This is a genomic window from Nocardia asteroides, assembly GCF_021183625.1.
Classification (GTDB): domain Bacteria; phylum Actinomycetota; class Actinomycetes; order Mycobacteriales; family Mycobacteriaceae; genus Nocardia; species Nocardia asteroides_A.
In genome coordinates, this window is sequence record NZ_CP089214.1 from 4384793 (window position 1) to 4408331 (window position 23539).

Annotated in this window: 25 protein-coding genes; 14 read left to right on the plus strand and 11 right to left on the minus strand. The window is 70.2% G+C overall.

Annotated features, from left to right (window positions below):
- The first annotated feature begins 125 nt into the window (after nucleotides 1-125).
- From LTT61_RS20860 to LTT61_RS20870, 3 genes are read left to right on the plus strand one after another with little or no spacing between them, the layout of a single operon-like run.
- Nucleotides 126-1466, plus strand: a complete 1341-nt coding sequence (locus LTT61_RS20860; protein ID WP_233015755.1) for a hypothetical protein — start codon at nucleotides 126-128, stop codon at nucleotides 1464-1466.
- The gene (locus LTT61_RS20865) at nucleotides 1463-1963 is read left to right on the plus strand and encodes an ImmA/IrrE family metallo-endopeptidase (RefSeq protein WP_233015756.1); all 501 of its coding nucleotides are present in this window, start codon (nucleotides 1463-1465) and stop codon (nucleotides 1961-1963) included. The genes LTT61_RS20860 and LTT61_RS20865 overlap by 4 nt, the downstream gene beginning before the upstream one ends.
- Nucleotides 1960-2967 (plus strand): hypothetical protein, encoded by a 1008-nt coding sequence (locus LTT61_RS20870; RefSeq protein ID WP_233015757.1) that lies wholly within the window; start codon nucleotides 1960-1962, stop codon nucleotides 2965-2967. Before LTT61_RS20865 ends, LTT61_RS20870 begins: the two co-directional genes overlap by 4 nt.
- A 313-nt stretch (nucleotides 2968-3280) precedes the next feature.
- Here the strand turns inward: LTT61_RS20870 and LTT61_RS20875 are convergent, their stop codons facing one another.
- Together LTT61_RS20875 and LTT61_RS20880 are read right to left on the minus strand one after the other, a co-directional pair.
- A complete protein-coding gene (locus tag LTT61_RS20875; RefSeq protein WP_011207048.1) occupies nucleotides 3281-3697 on the minus strand; it encodes a helix-turn-helix domain-containing protein in 417 nt (138 codons plus the stop codon).
- A gap of 364 nt (nucleotides 3698-4061) precedes the next feature.
- Nucleotides 4062-5225, minus strand: coding sequence for a steroid 3-ketoacyl-CoA thiolase (locus LTT61_RS20880; protein WP_233015758.1), 1164 nt, complete (start codon nucleotides 5223-5225; stop codon nucleotides 4062-4064).
- A 113-nt stretch (nucleotides 5226-5338) separates the two neighbouring features.
- Here LTT61_RS20880 and LTT61_RS20885 point away from each other — a divergent pair, with 113 nt between their 5' ends.
- Nucleotides 5339-6580 (plus strand): cytochrome P450, encoded by a 1242-nt coding sequence (locus LTT61_RS20885; RefSeq protein WP_233015759.1) that lies wholly within the window; start codon nucleotides 5339-5341, stop codon nucleotides 6578-6580.
- A 52-nt stretch (nucleotides 6581-6632) separates the two neighbouring features.
- On the opposite strand, the gene LTT61_RS20890 is transcribed toward LTT61_RS20885, so the two are convergent.
- From LTT61_RS20890 to LTT61_RS20910, 5 genes are read right to left on the minus strand one after another with little or no spacing between them, the layout of a single operon-like run.
- On the minus strand, nucleotides 6633-7037 hold the full coding sequence (locus tag LTT61_RS20890) for a nuclear transport factor 2 family protein (RefSeq protein WP_233015760.1): 405 nt from the start codon (nucleotides 7035-7037) through the stop codon (nucleotides 6633-6635).
- Nucleotides 7034-7918 (minus strand): TIGR03619 family F420-dependent LLM class oxidoreductase, encoded by an 885-nt coding sequence (locus tag LTT61_RS20895; protein ID WP_233021120.1) that lies wholly within the window; start codon nucleotides 7916-7918, stop codon nucleotides 7034-7036. Before LTT61_RS20895 ends, LTT61_RS20890 begins: the two co-directional genes overlap by 4 nt.
- An 8-nt stretch (nucleotides 7919-7926) precedes the next feature.
- The gene (locus LTT61_RS20900) at nucleotides 7927-9096 is read right to left on the minus strand and encodes a thiolase domain-containing protein (RefSeq protein WP_233015761.1); all 1170 of its coding nucleotides are present in this window, start codon (nucleotides 9094-9096) and stop codon (nucleotides 7927-7929) included.
- Nucleotides 9093-10130, minus strand: coding sequence for a thiolase domain-containing protein (locus LTT61_RS20905; RefSeq protein ID WP_233015762.1), 1038 nt, complete (start codon nucleotides 10128-10130; stop codon nucleotides 9093-9095). The genes LTT61_RS20900 and LTT61_RS20905 overlap by 4 nt, the downstream gene beginning before the upstream one ends.
- Before the next feature lie 8 nt (nucleotides 10131-10138).
- Complete coding sequence (locus tag LTT61_RS20910; RefSeq protein WP_420094676.1) at nucleotides 10139-11152, minus strand: Zn-ribbon domain-containing OB-fold protein; 1014 nt, start codon at nucleotides 11150-11152, stop codon at nucleotides 10139-10141.
- 62 nt (nucleotides 11153-11214) lie between these two features.
- On the opposite strand from LTT61_RS20910, the gene LTT61_RS20915 reads away from it, so the two are divergent.
- The gene (locus LTT61_RS20915; protein WP_233015763.1) at nucleotides 11215-12252 is read left to right on the plus strand and encodes an LLM class F420-dependent oxidoreductase; all 1038 of its coding nucleotides are present in this window, start codon (nucleotides 11215-11217) and stop codon (nucleotides 12250-12252) included.
- A gap of 15 nt (nucleotides 12253-12267) precedes the next feature.
- Here LTT61_RS20915 and LTT61_RS20920 read toward each other — a convergent pair whose 3' ends face one another.
- Nucleotides 12268-13269 (minus strand): sigma-70 family RNA polymerase sigma factor, encoded by a 1002-nt coding sequence (locus LTT61_RS20920; protein WP_233015764.1) that lies wholly within the window; start codon nucleotides 13267-13269, stop codon nucleotides 12268-12270.
- A 120-nt stretch (nucleotides 13270-13389) separates the two neighbouring features.
- Between LTT61_RS20920 and LTT61_RS20925 the strand changes: the two genes are divergently transcribed.
- Nucleotides 13390-13809: a VOC family protein gene (locus LTT61_RS20925; RefSeq protein WP_233015765.1), complete on the plus strand. Its 420-nt coding sequence runs from the start codon at nucleotides 13390-13392 to the stop codon at nucleotides 13807-13809.
- Between the two features lie 66 nt (nucleotides 13810-13875).
- Here the strand turns inward: LTT61_RS20925 and LTT61_RS20930 are convergent, their stop codons facing one another.
- Nucleotides 13876-14655, minus strand: coding sequence for a crotonase/enoyl-CoA hydratase family protein (locus LTT61_RS20930; protein ID WP_233015766.1), 780 nt, complete (start codon nucleotides 14653-14655; stop codon nucleotides 13876-13878).
- 61 nt (nucleotides 14656-14716) lie between these two features.
- On the opposite strand from LTT61_RS20930, the gene LTT61_RS20935 reads away from it, so the two are divergent.
- From LTT61_RS20935 to LTT61_RS20950, 4 genes are all read left to right on the plus strand, one after another.
- Nucleotides 14717-16360 carry an acyl-CoA synthetase gene (locus LTT61_RS20935; RefSeq protein ID WP_233015767.1) on the plus strand — a complete coding sequence of 548 codons (1644 nt, stop codon included), beginning with the start codon at nucleotides 14717-14719 and terminating at the stop codon, nucleotides 16358-16360.
- Between the two features lie 65 nt (nucleotides 16361-16425).
- Nucleotides 16426-17280 carry an acyl-CoA thioesterase domain-containing protein gene (locus LTT61_RS20940; RefSeq protein ID WP_233015768.1) on the plus strand — a complete coding sequence of 285 codons (855 nt, stop codon included), beginning with the start codon at nucleotides 16426-16428 and terminating at the stop codon, nucleotides 17278-17280.
- Nucleotides 17281-17420: 140 nt separating this feature from the next.
- Nucleotides 17421-17618, plus strand: a complete 198-nt coding sequence (locus LTT61_RS20945) for a plasmid mobilization protein (protein WP_233015769.1) — start codon at nucleotides 17421-17423, stop codon at nucleotides 17616-17618.
- On the plus strand, nucleotides 17615-17992 hold the full coding sequence (locus LTT61_RS20950) for a type II toxin-antitoxin system death-on-curing family toxin (RefSeq protein WP_233015770.1): 378 nt from the start codon (nucleotides 17615-17617) through the stop codon (nucleotides 17990-17992). The genes LTT61_RS20945 and LTT61_RS20950 overlap by 4 nt, the downstream gene beginning before the upstream one ends.
- Here the strand turns inward: LTT61_RS20950 and LTT61_RS20955 are convergent.
- Together LTT61_RS20955 and LTT61_RS20960 are read right to left on the minus strand one after the other, a co-directional pair.
- Nucleotides 17989-19092, minus strand: a complete 1104-nt coding sequence (locus tag LTT61_RS20955) for an acyl-CoA dehydrogenase family protein (protein WP_233015771.1) — start codon at nucleotides 19090-19092, stop codon at nucleotides 17989-17991. The genes LTT61_RS20950 and LTT61_RS20955 overlap by 4 nt on opposite strands.
- A gap of 42 nt (nucleotides 19093-19134) precedes the next feature.
- Nucleotides 19135-20328 (minus strand): acyl-CoA dehydrogenase family protein, encoded by a 1194-nt coding sequence (locus LTT61_RS20960; RefSeq protein ID WP_233015772.1) that lies wholly within the window; start codon nucleotides 20326-20328, stop codon nucleotides 19135-19137.
- 165 nt (nucleotides 20329-20493) lie between these two features.
- Between LTT61_RS20960 and LTT61_RS20965 the strand changes: the two genes are divergently transcribed.
- The 4 genes from LTT61_RS20965 (at nucleotide 20494) to LTT61_RS20980 (ending at nucleotide 23504) form a co-directional block, all read left to right on the plus strand.
- Nucleotides 20494-20682, plus strand: coding sequence for a ferredoxin (locus LTT61_RS20965; RefSeq protein WP_233015773.1), 189 nt, complete (start codon nucleotides 20494-20496; stop codon nucleotides 20680-20682).
- A 43-nt stretch (nucleotides 20683-20725) separates the two neighbouring features.
- Nucleotides 20726-21631, plus strand: a complete 906-nt coding sequence (locus tag LTT61_RS20970; RefSeq protein ID WP_233015774.1) for a 3-oxoacyl-ACP reductase — start codon at nucleotides 20726-20728, stop codon at nucleotides 21629-21631.
- A 252-nt stretch (nucleotides 21632-21883) separates the two neighbouring features.
- Complete coding sequence (locus tag LTT61_RS20975; protein ID WP_233015775.1) at nucleotides 21884-22648, plus strand: MlaE family ABC transporter permease; 765 nt, start codon at nucleotides 21884-21886, stop codon at nucleotides 22646-22648.
- Nucleotides 22649-22652: 4 nt separating this feature from the next.
- The gene (locus LTT61_RS20980; RefSeq protein WP_233015776.1) at nucleotides 22653-23504 is read left to right on the plus strand and encodes an MlaE family ABC transporter permease; all 852 of its coding nucleotides are present in this window, start codon (nucleotides 22653-22655) and stop codon (nucleotides 23502-23504) included.
- Nucleotides 23505-23539: the final 35 nt, after the last annotated feature.

Sequence of the window (23539 nt, forward strand, 5' to 3'; positions counted from 1 at the left end):
TTTCGGCGAGCACCTTCCCAGTCGGTGCGCCCCGGCTATGATGGGCTCGCGTTCGCCCGAAACCCCTGACTGAAACAGCAGCAGGCCCTCGGGTCGAGCGCGTTCCAGGAGGGGAAGGCTGGCGCATGCCCGGTGGTCGTTCGATTCGCCCGATTGCAGTTGCTGTGGCTGTTGCTGCGATTGCGCTGTCGGTCCAGGTCGGGGCGCTTGCCGAGCCGTCCGAGACGGTGTCTTCGACGCCGTCCGCGACCACCACGCCGAGCGTGACGCCGTCGGAGGCGCCGACCACCACTTCTTCCGTGCCAGACACTACCGAAGAGGTGCTGCCGTCGACCACGACGGCGGTTTCGCCGTCGTCGACGGGCGTGTCGGTGACCCGGACTCCGGAGGTCGTCCCGGAGGAGGAGCCGGCCGCGGAGAGCACCGCTGAGCGTGCGCGGGTCGAGGCCGGAGCGGCGGTGAGCACCACCGTCGCGCCGCCGGTCGCCGCGCCGCCGGTGCTGCTCGGCGCCGGTTCGGCCGGGCTCGGTTTGATGTTCGTCGGGTCGGCCGGAATCAGCGCGGGCGCAACCGGTTCCGGGGGCATCGGGCTCTCGGTGTCCACCGGTCTCGAGCTGGGCGTGGCCGGGTCGGTCGGTGGGCAGGCCGGTTCCGGCACGCCCGAGCCCGGGAAAGCGGAGCCCATCGCGTTCGACCCGGGCGCGATCATCTCCACCGCGACGGCACTGGCCCTCACCTCCGCCGTCCCCCTGCTCCTCCTCATCCCGCTCCCCGCCCTCCCGTCCCTGTCGCAGCCCGGCGTGGAACCGGCCCCGCCCGGGCCGCAGGCGCCCGATCCCGACAATCCGGGCACCCTCGATGCCCCGGAGCGCGAGAGCGGCCCTGAGCGTGCCGAGAGCCCCGAGGGCACGGACAGCTCGGATGGTGCGGGCAGCCCCCGGGCGCCGGGGAGCCCAGAAGTGCCGGGCAGCCCTGAGGCGCCGGGGAGCCCGGACGCGCCGGGGAGCCCGGACGCGCCGGGGAGCCCAGACTCGCCGGGCACCGGTGGGGGCGCCGCCGACAGCACGGCGACGCCAGGCACCCTCGCGGCCCCGAATCCCGCCGCACCCGATTCATCGCCGGAAACGGCTGCGCCCGGGGAGTCGCCGAATTCCGCCGCGCCCGGGGCATCGCCGAATTCCGCCGCGCCCGGCGCACCGCCCACCGCTCCGCCGGGGACCCCGCTCCCGGTCGGCGCACCGGAAAATACCCCGCCGCAACCCAACCCACCCGACCCCGAGGTCCGCACCACCGCCGACGGCGACCCGATCCCGGCGGCCCCACTCCTCCCGGTACTCGGCGGCCTCGCCGCCATGGCCATAGCGGCCGCCGCCTCCGGCGCCGTGAGCTTCCGCAGCGCCGCCGCCGCACAGGCCAGGCTCGACGCCGCGAGAGCCGAATTCTTCGGACGGGGACGCGACCGATGACCAGAACCCTCTCCCGCTCGTACCGCCGCGTCGCCGCCGCGGTCGACGCCGTCTGCGCGGTCGCCGCCGACTCCGACGCCACCACCCTGGACGAGGTGGTGCACGCCATCGGGGCCGAGCGCGGCCGTGACATCGAGATCACCAGCGCCAGGCTGGGCCCCGGCGTCTGCGGCCAGCGCCGCCGCTACCCCGACCGCGACGTCATCGTGCTCGCCGAGACGCTGCCGGGCCGCGACCACACCCTCGCCCACGAACTCGGCCACATCGTCTTCGCGCACGAGGGCGCGCCCGCCGAGGAGGTCACGCTGGCCGCGAGCGACGACCTCATCGCGTACATGCTCAGCCAGCGCGCGCACGAGATCGTGGAGGACGGCGCCGACGAGCACGCCGAGTGGGAGGCCGAGACCTTCGCCGCCATGCTCATGACGCGGCTGCGCGTCTTCACCAACCGGGGCGCGGGCGTCTCGGTCCTGCGATTCGACGAGGCACTCGGATGACACCGTGGATCACCGCCCTGCTGGTCTGGATCGCCGCGGGCGCGCGGGTGGGGCGGGTGCTGGTCAAGCCGGCCACCACCGCGCGGGTGGCGATCGTGGTCGCGGTCGCCGCCGTGGCCACCGCCGCGACCACCGCGGTCCCGGAGATCGGCCTCGCGCTCGATCACGCGCTGCCCGGCGGGCTGCCGTCCGGGCTGTTCTCCAGCGCGATCCACACCGCCGCCTGGATCGGCTTCGCCACCGCCACCTCGGTGGTGGCCTCGGCGGCCTGGCCGGTGGTCTCGCGCGGCAACCTGCGCCGGATCGCGGCCGGAATCTACGGCGTCGGCACCGGGGCGGCGGTGGTGACGATCGCCTGGTCGACCACCTTCGGCTGGGCCGTCGTCGCACTCGGCTGCCTACTGGTGGTGGTCACCGGCCTGCGCAACCTGGACTGGACCGCGCTCGGCCGCGGCATCGCGCTCTACACCGCGGGCACCGCCCTGGTCGGGGTGCTCGCCGCGGGCGAGATCCGCGCGGCCGCGGCGGGGGAGCCGGCGCGGGCGGCGGGCGCGGCGCTGCCGTTCGGCCGGCTGTGGGAGCTCGCGGCGCTGCTGATCGGGCTCGGCGCGGTCTGGATCGTGGTCGAGCTGTGGGTGCGCGCCCGGCTGCTCATGCGCCGCACGCACGCGCTGCACAGCCTGCTGGTGCACCGCTTTCCGCAGGTCATCGCGCACGAGCAGTCGGCGTGGTCGACCCAGCTGCGTGCCTCGGACCAGATCACCCAGATCATGGACGCGCTCTACCTGCAGGCGGGCGGCGGAGCGCGGTTCGCCGCCGGCCTGCCGCCTGCCTCGGTGCCGGAACGGGCGGCCGCGGTCGCCCGCTGGGCGCGCGATCCGCGCGGCTCCGACGGGGTGGACGCACGCTGGCTCGCGCCGCCCGCCGGAATCAGCCCGCGCGGCTGGGTGCAGGCGATTGCCCGCGCCTTCGAACCGGGCCGCGGCGCGCACCTCCGAAATTGATCGGATGAATTTGGGTGCCCGTAATTCCGGGGGCACTCGGAGGGGGTCCGCTGGAGATTCGCCGATCGGACCGATGGGTCGGAATCGCTGCCGGATGGAATGTCGGCGGAACCGCCACTATCGATCCGACGGGAATCCGTTTCGCTTCGCCCGTGCATTTTTGCGAATGCACGTGCAGATGAACGTTAAGCGCACACACTGGACACCCGGATGTCCGGGAAGTGTCCCGGTGCGGAGCTGCCCGGTTGTGATAGCTCACAACGCGGAGCGGTGCGGCCCCCTGGACCGCACCGCTCCGCGTTGTCGTGTAACCCTATTCCGTCCCGTCCGGAGGAATTTCCGGCAATCCCTCGCTGGCTCGCAACTTCTCCGCCATGGAGGTGAGAAGGTTCTGCGATTCTTCGGAGAGGTCGAACGCCCGGCTCGACAGTCTGCGCAGCCCGTAGCCCTGCAGCTGCGACAGCAGCTCCAGGTCGTGGTCGATCTTGGCCGCGTAGATGTCGTTGAAGAAGTAGTCCGGCTTGACCTTGAAGAACTTGGCCAGTGCCGCCACCGTCTCGTCCGACGGGTTCGTCCGCTGCCCCGAGCGCAACTGCGACAGGTACGGTTTCGAGATCGGATGCCCGGAGGCTGTCAGCGCTGCCGCAACCTCCGCGTTGGTGTGCGGCTTGCGCCCCGGGGGATGCACGGTTTCGAACAGCTTGTTCAGCCGCGCCGCGAAATCAGCCATTGTGAGCCGCCCAATTCCCTTCGCTGTACTAAGAGAGGTTATCTCGGATACCTATCATTGATATTAGCGGCTCAGTAACTGAAAACCTACGCCTGATTGCGTATTTCCTGACGTTGCACGCCACCCCAACGACTGAAGTGGCTTCGAACCGACGTTTGCGGGTTGACGCGGGGGCCTCTGGGCGAGCGGCACATGGCAACGGTTCCCGCCTGTCGGGCGAACGGTCGACGCCGGACCAAAGTTCGCTCGAAAGTAGCTGATGTCTCATCTATTCCGGTCGGTTCGCTGACATGTGGTGTACAACACGTTCTCGCCACTGGGAGATGAACGTTCAACGAAACCGACCGGAATCGACACTTCCGGGCTAGAGCCGCTCGATGATGGTGCCCGTGGCGAGCGCGCCGCCCGCGCACATCAGCACCATCGCGGTGCTACCGCCGGTCCGCTCCAACTCGTGCAAAGCCGTTGTGAGCAAACGGGATCCGGTCGAGCCGACCGGGTGCCCGATGGCGATCGCGCCGCCGTTCACATTGACCTTGTCGAAGTCGGGTTCGTGCACTCGCGCCCAGGAGAGCGCCACCGAGGCGAACGCCTCGTTGATCTCGAACAGGTCGAGATCGCCGATCTTCATCCCGGACTTCTCCAGCAACCGGGCGCAGGCCTGCACCGGGCCGTCCAGGTGGAACTCGGGCTCCGCCCCGACCACCACCTGGGTGACGATCCGGGCCCGCGGCCGCAGCCCGGCCCGCTCGGCGGCGGCCTGATCCATGAGCAGCACGGCGGCGGCGCCGTCCGAGATCTGCGACGAGGTGCCCGCGGTGTGGATGCCGCCGTCCAGCACCGGCTTCAGCGCGGCCAGCCCCTCGGCGGTGGTCTCGCGCAGCCCCTGGTCTCGGTTGACGGTGAGCGTCTGGCCCGTGCGGTTGCCCTCCTTATCCACCTCGGGCGCGGTCACCGTGAGCACCTCGCGGTCGAACCGCCCCTCGGCCCAGGCCAGCGCGGCCAGCCGCTGCGAGCGCGCGCCGAACTCGTCCACGTCGGCGCGGGTGATGCCGCGCCGCTTGGCGATCCGCTCCGCCGCCTCGAACTGGTTCGGCAGGTCGATGGTCCAGGAGTCCGGCCGGCGCGGGCCCGCGTTCTCGCCCACATTCGCGCCGAGCGGAACCCGGCTCATGGCCTCCACCCCGCAGGCGAGGCCGATCTCGATGGCATCGGTCGCGATCAGCCCGGCCACCAGGTGCGCGGCCTGCTGGGCCGAGCCGCACTGGGTGTCGATGGTGGTGGCGGCGGCCTGCCAGGGCAGCCCCTCGTTCAGCCACGCCACCCTGGTGATGTTGTTGGATTGTTCGCCTGCCTGGGTGACGCAGCCTCCGATAACCTGCTCCACCAGGCCCGGATCGACCCCGGCCTTCTCCAGAATGCCGCGCTGAGCGGCGCCGAGGAGCTCCGCGGCGTGCAAGCCGGAGAGCTGACCGCGGCGCTTGCCGATCGGGGTACGGGCCGCTTCGACGATGACGGGAGTGCCCATCTCCACCCTTTCCTTCGGGATAAAAATGAAACGTGTTCACGCACTATGTGCTGTAATGAGTGTAGAACGTGTTTCAGTTTGTCGTTCGAGGACAGTGTCGAAGGAGACATCTGGTGGTAGACACACGGAACCGGCCGAACCTGCCGGAGGGCTTCGATGTGACCGACCCGGCCATCTATGCCGAGCGGGTCCCGACCGCGGAATTCGCCGAGCTGCGGCGGGCTGCGCCGGTCTGGTGGAACGAGCAGTCGCGCGAGGTCGGTGGGTTCCGCGACGGAGGGTTCTGGGTCGCCAGTAAGCATGCCGACGTCAAGGAGATCTCGCGCCGCAGCGACGTCTTCTCGACGCACGAGAACACCGCGATCCCGCGGTTCAACGACGACATCACCCGCGAGCAGATCGAGCTGCAGCGGTTCGTCCTGATCAACAAGGACGCGCCGGAGCACACCAAGCTGCGCAAGATCATCAGCCGCGGCTTCACCCCGCGCGTGATCAACGGGCTGCGCGAGGAGCTCTCCAACCGGGCCGAGCAGATCGTCAAGACGGCCGCGGAGAAGGGCACCGGCGACTTCGTCGAGCAGATCGCCTCGGAGCTGCCGCTGCAGGCCATCGCCGAGCTGATCGGCGTGCCGCAGGAAGACCGGATGAAGCTCTTCACCTGGTCCAACGAGATGACCGGGTACGACGACCCGGATATCGACGTGGATCCGGCCGCCTCGTCGGCGGAGATCCTGATGTACGCGTACCAGATGGCGGCGGATCGCAAGGCGAACCCGGCGCACGACATCGTCACGCAGCTCATCGAGGCGGATCTGGACGGCCACAAGCTGAGCGAGGAGGAGTTCGGCTTCTTCGTCATCATGCTGGCGGTGGCGGGCAACGAGACCACGCGCAATGCCATCACGCACGGCATGATGGCGTTCCTCGAGCACCCCGACCAGTGGGAGCTGTTCAAGAAGAACCGGCCCGCGACGGCGGCGGACGAGATCATCCGCTGGGCCACGCCGGTGACCTCGTTCCAGCGCACCGCGCTGGAGGATGTCGAGCTCGGCGGGGTGGAGATCAAGAAGGGGCAGCGGGTGGTCATGCTCTACCGCTCGGCCAACTTCGACGAAGAGGTCTTCGAGAACGCCGACACCTTCGACATCACGCGCGACCCGAACCCGCACCTGTCGTTCGGCGGGACCGGGGCGCACTTCTGCATCGGGGCGAACCTGGCCCGGCTCGAGGTCGACCTGATCTTCAACGCGATCGCGGATCACCTGCCGGACATCAGCCTGATCGGCGGCGAGAAGCGGCTGCGGTCCGGGTGGCTGAACGGGATCAAGCACCTGCCGGTGAACTACACGGCGTAGGCGATGGAAGAAGCCCCCGCGAATCTCGCGGGGGCTTTTTCGTGCCGGTCTGTCAGGCGGGGCGAGCCGTCTTCATGGCCCGGTCCACTTCCCAGAAGGCGCGCAGGGCGGCGATGCGGCCCTGCTCGTCGACGCGGTAGGTGAAGACTCCCTCGGCGTCGACGATGTGCCCGCCGAGCGTGGAGCGGATGAGGCCGGTGAAGGCGATCTCGTTGCCGCAGGCGAAGGAGTCGCCGAAGTGGAATTCGATGGCGTCGGTGGGGGCGATCGCCTTGTCCCAGAACGCGGCGATGGCCTCGGGGCCGTGGTGGCCCTTGCCCTCCGGGTCGAAGCCGGAGGGGCCGACCGGGTCCTCCACCACCCCGTCCGGGGCGAAGAGCGCGAGCCAGGCGTCCTTGTCGCGAGCCCGGACCGCCGCCTGCGAGGCCAGCCCGGCCGCGCGCGCCGTGCCGCTCACGACGCGGCCACGATCGGGTCGGTGATGTACTCGGCGGCGAACTTGCGCATCGATTCCTGCTTGGCCTCGATGGGCCCGTCGAAGCCGATGCCGTCGGCCAGCCAGGGCATGGTGATGGCGTCGGTGACGCCCGCGTCGGCCAGATCCTGGTACCCGGCCCGGCCGAACTTGTCGACGCAGACCGCCTGGATCTCGAACGGGTCGTCCGCCCGGTCGTACTCGGCGCGCAGCTCGCGCAGCGTGCCGATGGTCGTGACCAGCTCGTCGTAGGTCATCATGGCCGAGGCCCAGCCGTCGCCGACCTTGGCGGCCCGGCGCAGCGCCACCTTGGTGTGCCCGCCGACGTAGAACGGCACCGGCTCGCTCGGCGCGGGGCTGATCTGCAGCGGGTCGAAGTCGAAGAACTCGCCGTGGTACTCGACCATCCCGCCGGCCAGCACCAGCTTGATGACCTCGATCATCTCGTCCACCCGGGCGCCGCGGCGCGCGTAGGGCACCCCGCACCACTCGAATTCCTCTGGCGCCCAGCCGATCCCGACGCCGAAGCCGAACCGGTTGCCGGAGAGGTTCGCCACCGAGCCGACCTGCCTGGCCAGCAGCAGCGGATTGCGCGAGCCGAGCTTGAGCACGTTGGTGTAGAAGCGCAGCGTCGAGGTGACCGCCGCCATCGCGGCGGTGGCGATGAGCGGGTCGACCCACGGGGTGTCCGGGCCCCAGAACCGGCTGCCGTCCGCGGTGTACGGGTACTTCGCCGCCGCCGACTCCATGTAGAAGAGCGAGTCGGGCAGCGCGATGGAGGCGAAGCCGACCTCCTCGGCGGTCTTCGCCAGCGCGGGCAGCTGCTCGAGCGGGCTCAGCGCGATCCCGACGGTGAACTTCAGCGGGGTGCTCATGCCGGACGCTCCGATCCGACGACCCACATGGAGAAGTACTGCGAGCCGCCGCCGTAGGCGTGGCCGAGCGCCTTGCGCGCGCCGGGCACCTGATAATCACCGGCCCGGTCCATGACCTGCTTGGCCGCCTCGGCGAAGCGGATCATGCCGGAGGCGCCGATCGGGTTGGAGGAGAGCACGCCGCCGGAGGGGTTCACCGGCAGCTGGCCGCCGATCTCGGTCTCGCCCTTCTCGGTGAGCTTCCAGCCCTCGCCCTGCGCGGCGAAGCCCAGGTTCTCCAGCCACATGGGCTCGAACCAGGAGAAGGGAACGTAGATCTCGGCCGCGTCGATCTCGGCCAGCGGATCCTTGATTCCCGCTGCTTCCCAGAGCGCGGCCGCGGCGTCCCGCCCGGCCTGCGGGTTCACCTGGTCGCGGCCCGCGTAGGTGGTCGGCTCGGTGCGCATCGCGGTGCCGTGCACCCAGGCGACCTTGCGGCCGGTGGCCTCGACCGCCTCGGCGGCCTCCGCGTCCCCGATGACCAGCGCGCAGGCGCCGTCCGATGAGGGGCAGGTCTCGTCGAAGCGGATCGGATCCCAGAGCATCTGCGAGGCCAGCACCGACTCCACGGTGATGTCCGGCTGGCGCAGGTGCGCGAGCGGGTTCTTGGCGCCGTTGCGCCGGTCCTTGGCCGCGACCATGGCGCCGATGTGCAGCGGCGCGCCCGAGCGGCGGATGTAGGAGCGCACGTGCGGGGCGAAGTAGCCGCCGGCGCCCGCGCCGACCGGCATGGTGAAGGGCACCGGAATCGACAGCGCCCACATGGCATTCGACTCGGACTGCTTTTCCCAGGAGACCGCGAGCACCTTCCGGTGCACGCCCGCCTGCACCAGGTTGGCGGCGACGACACTGGTCGAGCCGCCTACCGAGCCTGCGGTGTGCACCCGGATCATCGGCTTGCCGACCGCGCCGAGCGCGTCGGCCATGTACAGCTCCGGCATCATGACGCCCTCGAAGAAGTCGGGCGCCTTGCCGACGACGACGGCGTCGATCTCGGCGATGGTGACGCCGGAATCGGCGAGTGCGCGATCGATCGCCTCCCGGCACATGCCCGCCATGGACACGTCGGTGCGTTTCGTCACGTGATTGGTTTGACCGGTGCCGAGCACCGCGGCCGGGAAGCTCATCGGTTCTCCGATTCGATGACGGTGACCAGGTTCTGCTGCAGGACCGGGCCGCTGGTCGCGTGGGCCAGCGCCCGGTTCGCGGAACCCGAGATGATCGCCTCTGCCGCGTAGCCGATGCGCTCCAGCCCGGCGGCGAACATGGGGTTGCCCGCCAGCGCGCCGCCGGAGGGGTTGATCCTGGTCTCCGGCTTCAGCCCGATGGCATCGGCCAGGATCAGCTGCTGGTGGCTGAACTGCGCGTGCAGCTCGGCGATGTCGAAGCCCGCGGTGTCGCCGCCGGTGACGGCCTGCGCGGCCGCCGCGGTGGAGGGCGAGCGGGTGAGGTCGCGGACGCCGAACGCCTGCGCGTCGATGCGGTGCGCCATGCCGGTGATCCAGGCGGGGCGGTCGCAGAGTTCGCGGGCCCGGTCACCGACCGCGAGCACGATGGCGGCGGCGCCGTCGGTCACCGGCGCGACGTCGTGCGCCCGGAACGGGTTGGCGGTGTAGGGATTCGCGAGCAGCGCGTCCACATCGCCATCGGCCCCGGCGGCGACCGCGGCCATGTCGCGCTCGGACCAGCGGCCCGCATCCAGCCCGGCGCGCGCCTGCAACCCGGCCACCGAGACGGCGTCCGGCCAGAGCGGCCCGACCAGGTACGGATCCAGCTGCATGGTCAGGGTCCGGCGCAGGGTGCCCGCCGACGACTTGCCGAAGCCGTAGACCAGGGCGGTCTGCGCCTGGCCGGAGCGGAGCTTCACCCACGCCTCGTAGAGCGCCCAGGCGGCGTCCATCTCCACGTGCGACTCGTTGATCGGCGGAACCGCGCCGATCGAGTCGACCGCGGAGATGAAGGAGAAGGCGCGCCCGGCCAGCCAGTCGGAGGAGCCGGAGCACCAGAAGTCGATGTCCGACTTGTCGATTCCGAGCCGGTCGTAGAGCTTCTGGAAGATCGGCACCAGCATCTCCACGCCGTTCGTGGTGCCGAAGGTCTCGGGCACGTGCGGGGCGTGGGCGAAGCCGACGACTGCGATGTCGGTGGCGTGGTCGGTCACGATTGGCCTCACAGGTGGTGTTTGTAGGTCTCGTAGTCGGCGTCCGGTTCGCCGCTCGGCCGGAAGTGGTCCACGTTCTCCAGCCCGTGGCCCCACTCCTCGCGCGGTTTCCAGACCGCCTCCACCCGCATGCCCATCCGCACCTCGCTCGCGTCGCAGCCGAGCACCAGGTGCAGCACCGGGATGTCGGCGCCGTCGAGCAGCACGTAGGCCGCGACGTACGGCGGCTTGATCCGCTGCCCGAGGAACGGGACGTTCACGATGCAGAAGGTGGTGACGGTGCCGGAGTCGCTGAGCTCGACCATGTCGTCGGTGGGGATGCCGTCGGTGGGGCTGGCGCCGCGCGGCGGGAAGTAGACCTTGCCGTTGGCGTCGGTGCGGCCGCCGATGAGCTTGCCTTCGGCCAGCCCGCGCAGGTAGACCGTTTCCTGAGGAGAGGCGGTGTGGTTGTAGTGCAGCTCCACCGGCGTGGTCAGAATCGTCACCGGCTCGGCGGCGGCGGAATCCGCCGCGGGCTCGGCGGTTTCGCCGGGGACGAAGTGCGCGATGTCGTTGATCGAGCCGGTGCGCTCGGCCGCCCACCGCACCCGGACCCGGAGGCCGGTGCGCATGTCGTCCGCGCTCGGCACGTCGACGGCGTGCAGCAGGGCGGTGTCGGCGCCGTCCAGCTGGATCAGCGCCCAGGCGAAGGGCCGGTCGAACGGCTGACCGGGCAGTGGGTCGCTCACCCAGCTCCACGACGTCACGGTGCCGACCTCGGCCACGTCGACGAACTCGGTCAGCGGCTCGCTGGTCACCGGGTCGAACTCGGCCGGTGGCACGAGCACCCGGCCGTCCGAGCCGCGGATGCCGGTGATCGTGCCTGCGCGCAGCCCGCCGAGGAAGGCGCCGATGATCGGGCCGACCGATCTGGTGTAGTCGAAGTGCACCCGCAGGGGCGCGCTGAGTACGTCGGGCGCATGATCCGGATCATTGCCGGGTGCGGCCGCGACGACGGCGGAAGCAGTATTCCCCTGAGTCACGACATCGAGTAGAACAGGTTCTTATTCTGCTGGCAAGCAGTTGGCCGCGAAAGGGGTCGATCGTGAAGTTCGGATTGCAACTGGGGTATTGGATGGCCGCCCCGCCCGCCAACGCGGGCGAGATGGTGACGGCGGCCGAGGAGGCCGGTTTCGACGCGGTGTTCGCCGCCGAGTCGTGGGGCTCGGACGCCTTCGGCCCGCTCGCCTGGTGGGGCTCGCGGACCAGCCGGGTGCGGCTCGGCACCTCGGTGGTGCAGCTCTCCGCGCGCACCCCGACCTCCACCGCCATGCACGCGCTCACCCTCGACCACCTCAGCGGCGGCCGGGCGGTGCTCGGGCTCGGCGTCTCCGGCCCGCAGGTGGTGGAGGGGTGGTACGGCCAGCCGTTCGCCAAGCCGTTGCAGCGGACCAGGGAGTACGTCGACATCGTGCGCCGGGTGCTGGCCCGCGAGGCCCCGGTGACCAGCGCGGGCCCGCACTACCCGCTGCCCTACACCGGGCCGGGCGCCTCCGGGCTCGGCAAGCCGCTCAAGCCGATCACGCACCCGCTGCGCGCGGATCTGCCCATTTGGCTGGGGGCCGAGGGGCCGAAGAACGTCGCGCTGACCGCCGAGATCGCGGACGGCTGGCTGGCCATCTACTACGCCCCCCGGCTCGCCGGGATGTACAACGAGTGGCTGGACGAGGGGTTCGCGCGCGCGGGCGCCCGGCGTTCGCGGGCGGACTTCGAGATCGCCGCCAGCTGCCAGGTGGTCGTCACCGACGACGCCGCGGCCGAGATCGAGCGGATGCGCTGGGTGATGTCGCTCTACATCGGCGGCATGGGCGCGCCGGAACTCAACTTCCACGCGCACGTGTACCGGCGCATGGGCTACGACCGCGAGGTCGACGAGATCACCGAGCTCTTCCGGGCCGGGAAGAAGGCGGAGGCCGCCGCGGCGGTGCCGGACGAGATGATCCTCGACACCGCCATCATCGGCGACGAGGACCACGTGCGGGCGCAGCTCCCGGTCTGGGAGAAGGCGGGCGTCACCATGCTCCTGGTCTCGGTGCCGGACCTGGAGTCCATGCGTCGGATCGCCCCGCTCGTGCAGGGGTAGAACTCGTTCTAGAAATCAGGCGGGCTCCCGCAGTTCCGGCGGGAGCCCGAAGAGCGGGAAGAGCCGGTCGGTGTCGAGGAAGAAATTCAGCCCGGCGACCGCACCGCCGTCCAGCTCGAGCACGGTGATCGACCAGGGCGTCCAGCGCCCCGGCTCGCCGCTCGGCTTGTAGTGGCCGAAGGCGGGCAGGCCGTTGGCGCCCGCCAGCCGCACCATCCGGGAATCGCGGCAGGCGGCGCCGTGTCCGAGCATGAAGGCGGCGACGTCCCGCGGGCCGGAGACCCACAGCTCCAGCGGCGGCATGGAGAGCGCGACGTCGGTCTTCAGCAGCGTGGTCAGCGTGTCCATGTCGTAGGCCTCGAAGGCGGCGACGAAATCGTCGACCAGCTTGCGCTGCTCCTCGTTCGCCTCGTCGTACTCGTCGGTCTCGGCCGGCGTCACCTTGGACATGGTGGCGCGCGCCCGCTGCAGCGCGCTGTTCACCGAGGCGGGCGACATGGTGAGCGCCTGCGCCGTCTCGTTCGCGGAGAAGCGGAGCACCTCGCGCATGATCAGGATGGCGCGCTGGGTGGCGGGCAGGTGCTGGCAGGCCGCGACGAAGGCGAGCCGCAGCGTGTCCTTGGTGCTGGCGTGCTCGGCCGGATCGGCGCCGAAGGCGAGCGCGTTCGGGATCGGCTCGATCCAGACGTAGTCCGGCTGCGGGGCGGGCAGCGTGGAATCCGGGCGGGACGGCCCGTTCATATCCATCGGCCTGGCCCGGCGCTGCGGGCCGTCCAGCATGTCCAGGCAGACATTGGTCGCGATCCGGTACAGCCAGGAGCGCAGGCTGGCCCGCCCCTCGAAGGAGCCGTAGGACTTCCAGGCGCGGGTGAAGGTCTCCTGCACCGCGTCCTCGGCCTCGAACGAGGAGCCGAGCATGCGGTACGCGTAGGCACAGAGTTCGCGCCGGTGCCCTTCGAAGGCGGTGAGCACCTCCGGAGTGACACCGGCGCTGGTAGCGGCGGTGGGGGTCTCCATGGGCTCACCCTGCCACAGCGCCCCGACAGATTTGAGCCCCGAAATTCGGAGGCGATGAATCCGGGCGCGCGGCGCCGTCTCTTCTGCTGACCCCCGAACGCACCACGTCAGGAGGCCGCCATGGCCAGCAAGATGATTTTCGTGAACCTGCCCGTCGCCGACCTACCGCGTGCCAAGCGCTTCTACGAGACGCTGGGCTGGAAGGTGAACGAGGACTTCACCGACGCGAACGCGTCCTGCATCGTGATCGACGACAACATCTGCCTGATGCTGCTGACCAGGGAGTACTTCCAGACCTTCGGCAAGCGCCCGACCGCCGACACGGTCGCCGCCCGCGCCGCCTCCTACGCGCTCGCGCTCGGCAGCGCGCAGGAGGTGGACGCGCTGGTCGACGCGGCGCTCGCGGCAGGCGCCACCGAGGAGGTCGACGAGACCAAGAAGGCGGAGGAGGCGGCCGTCGGCATGTACGGCCGCAACTTCATCGACCCCGACGGCCACACCTGGGAGCCGTTCTGGATGGACTACCCCGGGGCGGAGTAGCCCGCCGGGCGATATCGCCCGGTGCCGCGGTGGCCGCCACCGCCGCGGCACCCGGCGAAGCCGCCACTACTCGCCGGTGAAGACCGCCTTGCGCTTCTCCGCGAAGGCCCGCGGCCCCTCCTTGGCGTCCTTCGTCTTGAAGACCGCCATCCCGACCTCGCCGTCGATCTTGAACGCCTCGTCCTCCGGCATCCCCTCGGTCTCCCGGATCGTGCGCAGAATGGCCTGCACCGCCAGCGGGCCGTTCCCGGCGATCACGTTCGCGATCTCCAGCGCCTTGTCCAGCGCGCCACCGTCTGGCACCAGGTAGCCGATGAGCCCGATCTCCTTGGCCTCCGCCGCGGTCAGGTGCCGTCCGGTGAGCAGAATGTCGGCCGCGATCGTGTACGGCAGCTGGCGCACCAGCCGGACCGCCGACCCGCCGAGCGGGTACAGCCCCCAGCGCGCCTCGGAGACGCCGAACTTCGCGCCCTCGCCCGCGATCCGGATATCGGTGGCCTGCAGGATCTCGGTGCCGCCCGCGATGGCCGCACCCTCCACCGCCGCGATCAGCGGTTTGCGCAGCCGGCGCCCCTTGAGCAGCGCGGGCAGCGTGGTGGCGTCGAATCCGCCGCTGAAGCTCTCGCCCGGGTGCTTCTTGGTCATGCCCTTGAGATCGGCGCCCGCGCAGAAGGCGCCACCCGCGCCGGTCAGGATCGCGACCCGGATCTCCGGATCCTCGTCCACCTGGTCCCAGGCATCGAGCATGATGCCCATCATCTCGGTGGTGAGCGCGTTCCGCGCCTCCGGTCGATTCAAGGTGACGATGAGGACGTGGTCCCGCTTCTCGACGAGGCACTGCGCCATATCGGGTTCTCCTGACTTCTGAGGCTTGTCAGAAACAGTAACACGTTCTATTTTTAGCTCTGTGAGCTACAACATAGCGGATCTCGTCGAACACGCCATCGATCTCATGCCGGACCGGATCGCCCTGGTCGACGACGTCCGGGAGATCAGCTACGCCCAGTTGGAGGAGCGGGCCAACAAACTGGCTCACCACCTGCTCGAACAGGGCGTGCGTCCGGGCGACAAAGTCGGCATCTACTCGCGGAACACGATCGAGGCCGTCGAGGCCATGATCGCGGTCTTCAAGGCGCGGGCGGTGATGATCAACGTCAACTACCGCTACGTCGAGAACGAGTTGCAGCACATCTTCGAGAACTCGGACATGGTGGCGCTCGTGCACGAGCGGCGCTACGGCGACAAGGTCGCGGCGGTCCGGGCGAAGGTGCCCGCGCTGCGCACGCTCGTCGTGGTGGAGGACGGCACCGAGACGCCGTACCCGGAGGGCGCCGTCGAGTACGAGGCCGCGCTGGCCGCGGCGAGCGGCGAGCGGGATTTCGGCGAGCGCTCGCCGGACGACCTCTACATGCTCTACACGGGAGGCACCACCGGCCTGCCGAAGGGCGTCATGTGGCGCCAGGAGGACGTGTGGCGGGTGCTCGGCGGCGGCATCAACTTCATGACCGGCGAGTACGTCAAGACCGAGACCGAGCTGGCCGAGCAGGGCGCCGCGAGCCCCGGGCTGACCCGCTTCCCGATCCCGCCGATGATCCACGGCGGCTCGCAGTGGGCCAGTTTCCAGAGCCTGTTCAGCGGCGGCAAGCTGGTGATGATCCCGGAGTTCAGCGGGCACGGCGTGTGGCAGCACATCGACCGGCACACCATCAACGTCGTCTTCATCACCGGCGACGCCATGGCGCGGCCCATGCTGGACGCGCTGATCGAGGGCAACCCGGAGACCGGGAAGCCGTACGAGCACTCCGCGCTCTACGCGCTGGCCAGCTCCGCGGCGCTCTTCTCGCCCAGCCTCAAGGACAAGTACCTGGAGCTGCTGCCGAACACCATGATCACCGACTCGATCGGCTCGTCGGAGACGGGTTTCGCCGGGCTCAGCGTGGTCGCCAAGGGTAGTGCGTCCGACGGCGGGCCGCGGGTCAAGATCGACGCCTCCACCTCGGTGCTCGGCGAGGACGGCAAGCCGGTCGAGCCCGGTTCCGGCCAGATCGGCATCCTGGCCCGCAAGGGGTTCATCCCGCTCGGCTATTACAACGACCCGGTGAAGACCGCCGCGACCTTCCGCGAGTACGACGGAGTGCGCTACTCCATCCCCGGCGACTACGCGCGGGTCGAGGAGGACGGCTCGGTCACCATGCTCGGCCGCGGCTCGGTGAGCATCAACTCCGGTGGCGAGAAGATCTTCCCCGAGGAGGTCGAGGGCGCGCTCAAGGCACACCCGGATGTCTTCGACGCGCTGGTGGTCGGGGTCGCGGACGAGCGCTGGGGGCAGCGCGTGGTGGCCGTGGTGCAGCCGCGCGAGGGCGCCAAGCCCACCCTGGCCGAGCTGCACCCGACGATGTGCGAGAGCATCGCCAGGTACAAACTGCCGCGCAGCCTGTGGTTCGTGGACGAGATCAAGCGGTCGCCCGCGGGCAAGCCGGACTACCGCTGGGCCAAGGACCAGACCGAGGCACGGCCCGCCGACGAGCACGCCGAGGCGACCGGCAAGTAGCCGGGTCTTCTCACGGGCCGTCGCGCGGGGACGCGCGGCGGCCCGTTGTTTCTGTGGAGGGTGAGATGAGTCTTCCGTGGGCGTTCTTCGAGCGCACCGCCGAGCGGGCGTTCACGCCGCTGGCCATGGCGGCCAGCGCGTGGTCGCCGGACATGGTGAACGGGCCCGCGCTCTGCGGGCTGCTCGCCGAGTGTCTGGACCGGGAGTACGGCTCGCCGGAGTTCGTTCCGGCCCGGCTCACCGTCGACCTCTTCCGCCCGACCCTGCGCAAGCCGCTCGAGATCGCGACCGAGGCGGCGCGCACCGGGCGGCGGATCGTGGTCGCCGACGCCGAGCTGCGGCAGGACGGCAAGGTGGTGGCGCGGGCGAGCGCGGTCTTCCTGCGCCGCTCCGAGCAGCCGCCCGGTGCGCTCTGGACCCGCGCCGAGCAGCCCGCACCGCCGCCGACCGAGCTGCGCTCCGGTACCGACACGCACATCTGGGGTAGCGACGCGCACCCGTCGGGGTGGAGTTCGCAGCTCGGTGAGCACCAGAACGACAGCCGCAAGCGCTGCTGGCAGGAGCCGGTCTCGGTGCTGCGGGACGAGGTGACCGGGCCCTTCGCGGCCGCCGCGATCATCGGGGAGTCGACCAGCCTGATGACGAACTGGGGGAGCGAGGGGGTCGGGTTCATCAACGGCGATCTGACGCTCGCGCTGGCCCGGTTGCCGCGCGGGAAGTCGCTCGGGGTCGAGGCGGACAACCACATCGGCGTCGACGGGGTCTCGGTCGGCACCGCCACGCTCTTCGACGCCGACGGTGTCTTCGGCAGCTGCATCGTCACCGCGGTCGCCAACCCGGCGGCTCAGGTGGATTTCTCCCGAGGCAACGAAGTCGTCGACGCTCGGAGCCGCGCCGCCGCCGAGCGGCGCGGAGCGTGAGTTCAGCGATGGCGCTGTAGCCGTTTCCCGGTTCGCTACAGCTCGATCCGCAGCGCCTCCCCGGCGGGGGACGACCGGACAGGGGCGTCCGGGCGAACACGCTTGCGCCAGCCGGTGGTACCACTCGGTACCATGGGCGTATGGCCGGCTTGAACATCCGCTTCTCGGACGACGAACTCGACGCCCTGCGGCAGCGCGCCGAGGCCGAGGGGACGAGCATGCAGCAGTTCGTGCGCAACGCGGTGATCACGGCGATCAGCGAGCGGGCGCGGATCTTCAACGAGGCGGCGGACCATGTCCTCCGAGCGAGTGAGGAGCTCAACCGGAGGCTGGCGTGATCGAGTACCTCACGCTGCCCGAGTTGCTTGGTCTCGCGCAGCGGCTCGGGACACCGGAGGTCCGTGATTACGGCCTGCTCGATTCCGCACTGGCCCGGCCGCGGACCAGCGTCTTCGGCCAGGATGCGTACGCCGACCTCTGGCACAAGGCGGCGGCGCTGATGGAATCGGTGGCCCGCAATCACGGCCTCGTCGACGGCAACAAGCGGCTCGCCTGGTACGCGACCTGGGTATTCCTGCACCTCAACGGCTATCCGCTCGATCCCGGGTTCGACGTGGACCGGGCCGAGCGGTTCGTGCTCGCTGTCTGCCAGGGCGAGTTCGGTGTTCCGGCCATCGCAGCCGAGTTGCCGAGCTTCGCGGCGACCCCCTAGACCGCGGCGATATCGGCGCGGTCGGCGAAGAGGGCGCCGATGGCGCGGAGGTGGTCGGTGGCGCCGCCGAGGGCGAACTCGTTGTGCTTGGCGGCGATGAAGTAGCTCTGCACGATGTGGTCGCGGTCGATCCCGACACCGCCGTGCACGTGCACCACGGTGTGCGCGACCCGGTGCCCGGCCTCGGCGGCCCAGAACTTGGCGGTGTGCACGGCGCCCGCCGCGTCCAGCCCCTCGGCCAGCTGCCAGGCCGCCTGGGTGACCGCGAGCCGCAGCCCCTGGATGTCGATGTAGGCGTCGGCGAGGCGCTGCGCGACGGCCTGGAAGCTGCCGACCGGCTTGCCGAACTGCTCGCGCTCGCGGGCATACCCGGCCACCAGCTCCAGCGCCCGCTCCAGGGTGCCGAGCTGCAGCGCGGCGAGCCCGAGCCAGGCGCGCAGCCGCAGCCAGTCGAGCACGCGCGCACCGTCTTCCACGGTGCCGACCAGCTCGGCGGGGGCATCGGCGAGCGCGACCAGGTACTCCGGGCTGCGGTCGACCACCAGCTGCTCGGTGATCGTGACGCCTGCCCCGGCGGGGTCGATGAGCGCGACGGCGACCGCGTCGCCCACCGCGACCGGGACGAGGATCCGCTCGGCCTGCGCCGCGAACGGCACCGTGATCAGCTCACCGGTCACCGTCAGCGCGGCGCCGTCGGCCCGCGCGGTGGCGGCCGGAACCCCGCCCCAGTTCCGCTCCTCGGCCAGCGCGACGGTGAGCAGCGCCCGCCCGGCCAGCTCGCGCTGGGATTCGGAGCCGAACTCGGCGAGCGCACCGGCCCCGAGCACCGCGGACCAGAGGTACGGCACCGCCGCCACGTGCTTGCCGAGCTCGCGCAGCACCGCGGTCTGCTCCAGCACGCCGAAGCCGTTCCCGCCGACCGACTCGGGCAGCGTCGCCGCGGCCACGCCGGCCTCGGTCAGCGCCGCCCAGAGCGGCTCGTCGAAGCGGACGGCGGCGGTGTCGAGTTCGCGCAGCCGGTCGGCGGTGACGAGCTTGCCGCACACCTCCGCGGTGAGCCTGCCCAGATCCTGCTGCGCCTCGGTGGGGGTGAAATCCATGGTTGTTCGACCTCTCCGGGGGAGTTCAGCGGGCGGCGGTGTTCAACGGGCAGCGGCGGGTTGGCGCAGCGCGGTCATGGCGATGATGTCGCGCTGCACCTCGTTGGTGCCGCCGCCGAAGGTGAGGATGAGCGCGGCCCGGTGCATCCGCTCCAGCCGCCCGCGCAGCGCCGCGCCGGGGGAGTCCTGGCGCAGGTACGCCTGCGGGCCGAGCACCTCCATGAGCAGCCGGTACGCCTCGGTGGAGAGCTCGGTGCCGTACACCTTGCAGGCCGATGCGTCCCACTGTCGCGGCGCGGCGTCGCCGCCCGCGTCGGCGCGGCTGGAGATCTCCCAGTTCAGCAGCTTGAGGTGCTCCACCTTGGCGTGCACCCTGGCGAGGTTGAGCTGCACCCACTCCTGGTCGATCACCCGGTTGCCGTCCCGCGACGTGGTCTCGCGCGCCCACTCGACGGTCTGCCGCAGCGCGAGCTGCAGCGCCGCGGCGGAGGTGAGCGCCACCCGCTCGTGGTTGAGCTGGTTGGTGACCAGCGACCAGCCGCCGTTCTCCGCGCCGACACGGGCCGACACCGGAACCCGGACGTCCTGGTAGTAGGTCGCGCTGGTGTCCGGGCCCGCCATGGTGTGCACCGGCGTCCAGGAGAAGCCGTCGGCCGTGGTCGGCACGATGAGCATCGAGATGCCCTTGTGCTTGCGGGCGCTCGGGTCGGTGCGCACGGCGAGCCAGATGTAGTCGGCGTAGGCGATCAGGCTGGTCCACATCTTCTGGCCGTTGACCACGTAGTCGTCGCCGTCGCGCACCGCCGCGGTGCGCAGCGAGGCCAGGTCGGTGCCTGCCCCCGGCTCGGAGTAGCCGATGGCGAAGTGCAGCTCGCCCGCCGCGATCTTGGGCAGGAAGAACTTCTTCTGCTCGTCGGTGCCGTAGTGCATGATCGTCGGCGCGACCGAGTTGATGGTCAGGAAGGGCACCGGCGCGCCGGCGATGGCGGCCTCGTCGGTGAAGATGAGCTGGTCCAGGATCGGCCGGTTCTGGCCGCCGAACTCCTCCGGCCAGCCCAGTGCCAGCCAGCCGTCCCTGCCCATCTCGGCGACGACCTCGCGGTAGACGTTGCCCTCGCCGTACTCGCCGGTCTGCGCGCTCAGCGCCGCCCGGCGCTCGGGGGTGATCAGCTTCGCGAAGTACGCGCGGAGCTCGGCGCGGAGTTGTTCCTGTTGCGGCGTGTACGCGATGCGCATCGGCAGAACCTCATACTCGGATCGGTCGAGGAGAGCCACTCGAGGGGCTTCGACGGAAATGGATTGTCCCGATCATTGCATATCGGCTGAAACATGTTCCAGTATTGATCCACGATCCGGATCGGATCCGGCGCACAAGCCGCAGCCACGGCAGAGGAGAACTCGATGAAGATCATCTTGGATACCGACCAGTGTGAAGCGAACGGTGTCTGCGTCGGAATCGCCCCCGACGTGTTCGAACTCGATGATGACGACTACCTGCACATCCACGGCGAGGAGGTTGCCGAGGGCGACCGCCCCGCGGTGGCGGAGGCGGTGGCGCAGTGCCCGAAGGCCGCGCTGCGGCTCTCCTGAGAATTGCTTGCGGTGAACTGGAACACGTTCTAAAGTCGGCGCCGTGAGCGAAGCAGAACCGATCCTTGCCGGGCGAGTGGCCGTCGTGACCGGTGCGGGCGCCGGGCTCGGCAGGGCGGAGGCGCTCGGCCTCGCCGCCGCGGGCGCTTCGGTCGTCGTCAACGACCTGAGCGAGAACGAGGCGGTGGCCGAGACGCTGGCCGCGATCCGCGCACTCGGCGCCAAGGCGGAGTTCGTCGCGGGCAGCATCGCCGAGCGGGAGACCGCCGACGCGCTGATCGCCACGGCCGACGAGGCATTCGGCGGGCTGGACATCGTGGTCAACAACGCGGGCATCACCAGGGACCGCATGCTGTTCAACATGTCCGACGAGGAGTGGGACGCGGTGCTCGCGGTGCACCTGCGCGGCCACTTCCTGCTCACCAGGAACGCGGGCGCCTACTGGCGCGGCAAGTCCAAGGCGGCGGGCGGCCCGGTGTACGGGCGGATCGTGAACACCTCCTCCGAGGCCGGGCTGCTCGGCCCGGAGGGGCAGGCGAACTACGCCGCCGCCAAGGCGGGCATCACCGCGCTGACGCTCTCGGCGGCGCGCGGCCTCGCCCGGTTCGGGGTGCGCGCCAACGCCATCTGCCCGCGCGCCCGCACCGCCATGACGGCGGCGGTCTTCAGCGACGCGCCGGAGGGCGAGGTCGACCCGCTGGCGCCGGAGCACGTGGCCCGGCTGGTGACCTACCTGGCCTCGCCCGCCGCCGAGGCGGTGAGCGGGCAGGTCTTCGTCGTCTACGGCCCGATGGTGGCGCTGATGGCGGCGCCCGAGGTCGAGCAGCGGTTCGACGCGGCCGGGCCGGAGTGGTCCGACGCGGGACTGGCCGAGACACTCGGCGCCTACTTCGCGGAGCGCCCCGATGGGCGTACTTTCTCCGCCAAGTCCCTGACCGACCTGGGTTGATAGCCGTTCCATCGCCGGGCCGCCGTTTTGATCATCTGTCCAGGACTGTTGATCGTGGCGGCCACGCAGGGTAGGAATGGGGTTGCGCTGTGGGGTGCCTCACAGACACCTGTCCAACTCTGAATAGACACTCGTTACAATTTTAGTCCGCAAATTGGAGGAAATCAGCACTTCAAAGTGCTGAAATCCACCGTTGAGCGGGGTGAACATGTTCTAATCATGCGAAGCAGGGTCGAGCAAGGAGGATCGCCGATGAACCCCGTCCTTGCTGTGCCCCTCAGGGCCGTCGGGGGATTCTTCGAACTCACCGCGGATGTCGGTCGCGCGGCTTTCCGCCGCCCGTTCCAGGCGCGCGAGTTCGTCGACCAGTCCTGGTTCATCGCCAGGGTCTCGCTGGTGCCGACGCTGCTGGTCGCCATCCCGTTCACGGTGCTGGTCAGCTTCACGCTGAACATCCTGCTGCGCGAGATCGGCGCCGCCGACCTGAGTGGCGCCGGTGCCGCGTTCGGCTCGGTGACCCAGGTGGGGCCGATCGTCACCGTGCTCATCGTGGCGGGCGCGGGCGCCACCGCGATCTGCGCCGACCTCGGCGCCCGCACCATCCGCGAGGAGATCGACGCCATGCGGGTGCTCGGCATCGATCCGATTCAGCGCCTTGTGGTTCCGCGCGTGCTGGCCTCGATGTTCGTGGCGCTCATGCTGAACAGCCTGGTCTGCACGATCGGTATCGCAGGCGGCTTCCTCTTCTCGGTCTTCCTGCAGGACGTGAACCCCGGCGCCTTCGTCAACGGGATCACGCTGCTCACCCACCTGCCCGAGCTGATCATCTCCGAGATCAAGGCCGGGCTCTTCGGGCTGATCGCCGGGCTGGTCGCCTGCTACCTCGGGCTGAACGTCAAGGGCGGCCCGAAGAGCGTGGGCGACGCGGTGAACCAGACAGTCGTCTTCGCCTTCATGGCCCTGTTCGTGGTGAACGTGGTCGTCACGGCGGCCGGCATCAAGTTCACGGTGCGGTGACGCGATGGCCTTCGTGATCCAGTCCCGCTTCCCGCGCACGGTCCGGCGGCTGCGCCGCAGCTCGGACTCGCTCGACGCGATCGGCAAGCAGGCCGTCTTCTACATGCAGGCGCTGGCCTCGATGCCGCGCGCGATCACCCACTACCGCACCGAGACCATCCGGCTGATCGCGGAGATCAGCATGGGCACCGGCGCGCTGGCGGTGATCGGCGGCACGGTGGTGATCGTCGGGTTCCTGACGCTCTTCGCAGGCGGCACCATCGCGGTGCAGGGCTACAGCTCGCTCGGCAATATCGGCGTCGAGGCGCTGACCGGCTTCTTCGCCGCCTTCATCAACGTCAGGATCGCGGCGCCGGTGATCTCCGGCATCGGCCTGGCCGCCACCATCGGGGCCGGCTCCACCGCGCAGCTCGGCGCCATGCGGGTGGCCGAGGAGATCGACGCGCTGGAATCCATGGCGATCCGGCCGGTGCCGTACCTGATCGGGACCAGGGTGCTGGCCGGGATGATCGCGATCATCCCGCTCTACGCACTCGCGGTGATCGCCTCCTTCGTGGCCAGCCGCTTCGCCACCGTGGTGATCTACGGGCAGTCGGCGGGCGTCTACGACCACTACTTCTCCACGTTCCTGATCCCCAGCGACATCCTCTGGTCCTTCGCGCAGGCCATCTTCATGGCCCTCGCGATCATGCTGATCCACACCTATTACGGCTACACCGCGGCGGGCGGCCCGGTCGGGGTCGGCATCGCGGTCGGCAATGCCGTGCGCACCTCGCTGGTCGCGGTGGTGTCGGTGACGCTGCTGATCTCGCTGGCGATCTACGGAACCTCCGGCAACTTCCATCTCTCGGGGTGACGCGGACCATGACGACGCAGCAACGCGCGGCCGAG

Bases quoted from the DNA above. Each gene is read 5' to 3' on its own strand.
- LTT61_RS20860 (WP_233015755.1), top strand. From the start codon at position 126: ATGCCCGGTGGTCGTTCGATTCGCCCGATTGCAGTTGCTGTGGCTGTT.
- LTT61_RS20865 (WP_233015756.1), top strand. From the start codon at position 1,463: ATGACCAGAACCCTCTCCCGCTCGTACCGCCGCGTCGCCGCCGCGGTC.
- LTT61_RS20870 (WP_233015757.1), top strand. From the start codon at position 1,960: ATGACACCGTGGATCACCGCCCTGCTGGTCTGGATCGCCGCGGGCGCG.
- LTT61_RS20875 (WP_011207048.1), bottom strand. From the start codon at position 3,697: ATGGCTGATTTCGCGGCGCGGCTGAACAAGCTGTTCGAAACCGTGCAT.
- LTT61_RS20880 (WP_233015758.1), bottom strand. From the start codon at position 5,225: ATGGGCACTCCCGTCATCGTCGAAGCGGCCCGTACCCCGATCGGCAAG.
- LTT61_RS20900 (WP_233015761.1), bottom strand. From the start codon at position 9,096: ATGAGCTTCCCGGCCGCGGTGCTCGGCACCGGTCAAACCAATCACGTG.
- LTT61_RS20920 (WP_233015764.1), bottom strand. From the start codon at position 13,269: ATGGAGACCCCCACCGCCGCTACCAGCGCCGGTGTCACTCCGGAGGTG.
- LTT61_RS20925 (WP_233015765.1), top strand. From the start codon at position 13,390: ATGGCCAGCAAGATGATTTTCGTGAACCTGCCCGTCGCCGACCTACCG.
- LTT61_RS20930 (WP_233015766.1), bottom strand. From the start codon at position 14,655: ATGGCGCAGTGCCTCGTCGAGAAGCGGGACCACGTCCTCATCGTCACC.
- LTT61_RS20940 (WP_233015768.1), top strand. From the start codon at position 16,426: ATGAGTCTTCCGTGGGCGTTCTTCGAGCGCACCGCCGAGCGGGCGTTC.
- LTT61_RS20945 (WP_233015769.1), top strand. From the start codon at position 17,421: ATGGCCGGCTTGAACATCCGCTTCTCGGACGACGAACTCGACGCCCTG.
- LTT61_RS20955 (WP_233015771.1), bottom strand. From the start codon at position 19,092: ATGGATTTCACCCCCACCGAGGCGCAGCAGGATCTGGGCAGGCTCACC.
- LTT61_RS20960 (WP_233015772.1), bottom strand. From the start codon at position 20,328: ATGCGCATCGCGTACACGCCGCAACAGGAACAACTCCGCGCCGAGCTC.
- LTT61_RS20965 (WP_233015773.1), top strand. From the start codon at position 20,494: ATGAAGATCATCTTGGATACCGACCAGTGTGAAGCGAACGGTGTCTGC.
- LTT61_RS20975 (WP_233015775.1), top strand. From the start codon at position 21,884: ATGAACCCCGTCCTTGCTGTGCCCCTCAGGGCCGTCGGGGGATTCTTC.
- LTT61_RS20980 (WP_233015776.1), top strand. From the start codon at position 22,653: ATGGCCTTCGTGATCCAGTCCCGCTTCCCGCGCACGGTCCGGCGGCTG.